Below are 569 nucleotides of genomic sequence, written 5' to 3'. Positions count from 1 at the left end.
CGTGAGAAGTGTTGATTGTAATTCCGCGCTCTTTTTCTTCAGGAGCGTTATCGATGTCAGCGTAAGATTTCGCTACACCACCCATTTTTTTAGAAAGAACTGTAGCGATTGCAGCAGTTAAAGTTGTTTTACCATGGTCAACGTGTCCGATTGTACCAACGTTAGCATGCGTTTTTGAACGGTCAAATTTTTCTTTAGCCATTAGAAAATGCCTCCTCAGAGTTATGTTTTATTTTTAAATTTATACTAAAATTGCTGACTACAAATGGGCCCATCTGTAGTCCTGCAATCATAGCTTACAAATTATTTATACTTGATGCAAGGTGAAATTTCAATTATTCACCTTTATTTTTTTTGATGATGTCTTCTGCAATTGATTTTGGAACTTCTTCATAGTGATCGAACACCATTGAGAATGTACCGCGACCTTGTGTTGCAGAACGTAAAGTTGTTGCATATCCGAACATTTCAGATAGTGGAACAAATGCACGAACAACTTGAGCGTTACCGCGTGCTTCCATACCTTCAACACGTCCACGACGACTTGTTACGTCACCCATGATGTCTCC

The 569-nt window shown here is 39.0% G+C and carries 1 protein-coding gene and 1 pseudogene; both read right to left on the bottom strand.

What is annotated here, in order from left to right:
- Window positions 1–202: GTP-binding protein (locus ABS911_RS15290; RefSeq protein ID WP_350468258.1), on the bottom strand; the 202-nt coding region annotated here is incomplete at its 3' end.
- 133 nt (window positions 203–335) lie between these two features.
- Window positions 336–569 (bottom strand): annotated as a pseudogene (gene fusA, locus ABS911_RS15285) (elongation factor G); the annotation flags it as partial.

This window comes from Carnobacterium sp. (genome assembly GCF_040274425.1).
Note: the sequence above shows the minus strand (reverse complement) of the source record. Positions and strands in the feature narration are given on the sequence as shown.